The 3,218-nt window shown below is 68.6% G+C and carries 3 protein-coding genes; 1 reads left to right on the forward strand and 2 read right to left on the reverse strand.

From position 1 onward, the window contains the following. The first annotated feature begins 153 nt into the window (after positions 1 to 153). Positions 154 to 654, forward strand: a complete 501-nt coding sequence (locus ACTIFU_RS23255; RefSeq protein ID WP_439580706.1) for a hypothetical protein — start codon at positions 154 to 156, stop codon at positions 652 to 654. Positions 655 to 686: 32 nt separating this feature from the next. On the opposite strand, the gene ACTIFU_RS23260 is transcribed toward ACTIFU_RS23255, so the two are convergent. Both ACTIFU_RS23260 and ACTIFU_RS23265 read right to left on the reverse strand, forming a co-directional pair. After that, a complete protein-coding gene (locus ACTIFU_RS23260) occupies positions 687 to 1,670 on the reverse strand; it encodes an alpha-E domain-containing protein (RefSeq protein ID WP_439580707.1) in 984 nt (327 codons plus the stop codon). A gap of 5 nt (positions 1,671 to 1,675) precedes the next feature. Continuing rightward, positions 1,676 to 3,151, reverse strand: a complete 1,476-nt coding sequence (locus ACTIFU_RS23265; RefSeq protein ID WP_439580708.1) for a circularly permuted type 2 ATP-grasp protein — start codon at positions 3,149 to 3,151, stop codon at positions 1,676 to 1,678. Positions 3,152 to 3,218 lie beyond the last annotated feature (67 nt).

A 3,218-nucleotide genomic window follows, 5' to 3' on the forward strand; every position in this document is an offset into this window, starting at 1 on the left:
TCTATCCTGTGCTGGCTAGGGCGGCCGGGCGTCTCACGTGGTGCGAAACACCGCCGGGTGCTTCCGTGGTGCTTCCGGCTTGGCGATCATGCCGGCGGAAGGTGGCGGTTAACCTAGAGATTTCAGCGCTTCGCCAGCACCGCGCCAAAGGTGATGGCGCAACTGATGAACGGGGCGGTCGAGCTCGCGCTGGCCACCGGACCGCTCCGCCTTGCCATAGCCGGATCCGGCCTGTCGGCGCCCGGACTGAAAGACATGCCGACACTGCGGCAAAGCATCCTGCGCTTGCCGGAGTTCGTGGCGTTGCGCCACGACGCCGGGTTCGGCGCGATCCACGTCTGCTTCCTTCATCACTTCGTGGTCGAGCCGGATCCACGGGGCGGAGGGCTCTCATACACGCAAGGATATGCCGACTATCCGTTCCTCTACACCCTGGAATACAAGGAAGAACGTCTGCATACCGGTGACCCGCGCTGGCTGGTGCTTCTGCACGAGTTCGGGCACGCACTGCTCGGCGACCGCCATGTCGACCATGACGGCAATCTGATGAGTGACAGGAAGAAGGCGCTGAACATCACGGATCAGCAACGCGCAAGGATCCTGCGGGTGGCGGGCCGAATTGCCTCAAGCGGCCGACGTGGCCTCTGGCACTAGGCCACGTCCGGCCGCACTCGCCCTGGCCCGATCTATCCCTGCGCCTGGGCCTCCGCGAGCGGGCGCCAGTCGCGGAAGAACGCCGTGCCGATCTCGCCCGCCGCCGCGATCAGCATCCGCTGCACCCAGTCGAGGAACTCGTGCAGCCCACTATTGATGATCTGGTCGATGGAGCGCTCCTCGAGCCCTGCGCGCAGCTCCTCCAGCCGCTCTGCCGGACCGCGCACGCGCAGGCCGTAGCGGTGGCGCAGCTGGTCGAGAGTCCACTCCGCCAGCCGTACACAGAGCAGCGTCGAGCGCGGGAAGGCGCCGTTCAGCAGCAGGAAGTCGGCGACGCTGTGCGGGGTGAGCCCGCGCGGATGCGCGCGCCGGAACGCATGGTAGCCGGCGGCGGCTCGCAGCAGCGCATGCCACTGCGAGAGGTCGAGCGCCGAGCCGATATCGGCGAGGCTCGGCAGCAGCAGGTGGTACTTGATGTCGAGCAGACGCGTGGTCTGGTCGGCGCGCTCGATCTGCCTCCCGAGCTGGAGGAAGAACCAGCCCTGGTCGCGGAAGAACGTGCCCTCGCTGATGCCGGTGTTGAGCTGCACCGCCTCCTTGATGCGCGCGCAGAGCCGTGACAGCTGGTCGGCGGCCGCCTCCTCCTCCGTCAGCGCCGCGATCCAGGCGTGGAACATGTTCAGCTGCTGCCACATCTCGGTCGAGATCAGCGGGCGCAGCGTGCGCGCGTTCTGCCGCGCCGTGGCGACGGCGGCGGGGATCGAGGTCGGGTTGTCGCGATCGAGCAGGTAGAACCGCCGGACCGCCTCGGGCGACGCCGCGCCGTAGCGCACCCGGAACGCCGCCTCGTCGGCGTTGATGCGCACCACGCTCTCCCAGGCCTGGGCCGCGCGGCCAGAGGTCTCGAAGGTCTGTGTCACGTCGATCATGCGCGCCATGTTCTCGACGCGCTCGAGATAGCGCGCCATCCAGAACAGGCTCTCGGCGTAGCGGGCGAGCAGGGGCTGCTTGGACATGGCGTTCACTCGTCCACCAGCACCCAGGTGTCCTTCGAGCCGCCGCCCTGCGACGAGTTCACCACCAGGCTGCCCGGCTTCAGCGCGACGCGCGACAGCCCGCCGGGCAACACCCAGGTGTCGCGCGCGGTGATCGCGTAGGGGCGGAGATCGAGGTGGCGCGGCCGCAGCCCGTCGGGCGTGAGGGTCGGGCCGACGGAAAGCCCGATCACCGGCTGGCTGATCCAGTTCGCCGGATCGGCGATCAGCTTGGCGCGTGCGGCCTCGAGTTCCGCACGCGTCGCGCGCGGGCCGATCGTGATGCCGTAGCCGCCCGATTCGCCGACCGGCTTCACGACCAGTTTCTCCAGATTCGCGAGCGTGTAGGCGAGCCCGTCCGCCTCGCGGCAGATCTGCGTCTCGACGTTCTGCAGGATGGGGTCTTCGGCGAGGTAGTAGCGGATGATGCGGGGCATATAGGCGTAGAGCGCCTTGTCGTCGGCGACCCCGGTGCCGACCGCGTTGGCGAGCGCGACATGGCCCTTGCGCCAGGCTGCGATCAGCCCCGGCACGCCGAGCATCGAGTCCGGGCGGAACACGGTCGGATCGAGGAAGGTGTCGTCGATCCGGCGATAGATCGCGTGCACCGGCGCGCAGCCCGTGGTGGTGCGCATGAACACGCGGTCGTTCTCGACCGTCAGGTCCGCACCCTCGACCAGCGGCACGCCCATCTCGCGCGCGAGGAACACGTGCTCGAAATAGGCGCTGTTGTAGATCCCCGGACTCAGCAGCACGACCTGCGGATCATCGACGCCCGGCGGCGCGATCTCGCACATCGCGCCCTGCAGCCGGATCCCGTAGCCGTCCACCGGTCGCAGCGCGATGCCGCGCATCAGATCGGGAAACGCACGCAGCATGGCGTGGCGGTTCTCGATCACATAGCTCACGCCCGAGGGCGTACGCGCATTGTCCTCGAGCACGCGGAAGGTGCCGTCGGTGTCGCGCACGATGTCGGTGCCGCAGATGTGCACGTAGGTGTTGAAGGGCACCGGGAAGCCCTGCATCTCAGGCCGGTAGTTCACGTTGCCGAGCACGAGGCCAGCGGGCACCACGCCGTCCTTCAGGATGCGCTGGGCGTTGTAGACGTCGTGCAGGAACAGGTTGAGCGCGGCGACGCGCTGCTTGACCCCGGCCTCGAGCGTGCGCCACTCGCCGGCGGTCAGCACGCGCGGGATCAGGTCGAACGGCAGGATGCGGTCGATCGCGGTCGCCTCGGAATAGACCGTGAAGGTGATGCCGAGATTGAACAGGTCGCGTTCGGCCGCGGCGGCGCGACGGCGGAGCTCCTCGACCGGCAGCGCGGCAAGCCGCGCGACGATGGTGGCCAGCGCGCCGGCGTCGCCATTGCGTGGCGTCGTCAGTTCGCAGAAGAACGGCCCCGCGTCATGCCCGGGCAGCGGCGGGCGCGCTGACGCCTCGTCGGGCCCCGAAGCCACGTGCATCTCCACGTCCATACGCGCCCCCCGCCATCTCGACGTGCAAGGCGTCTCTCCCTGGAACAATCCTAGG

It is taken from the genome of Elioraea sp. (assembly GCF_051860475.1).
Taxonomy (GTDB): Bacteria; Pseudomonadota; Alphaproteobacteria; order Acetobacterales; family Acetobacteraceae; genus Elioraea.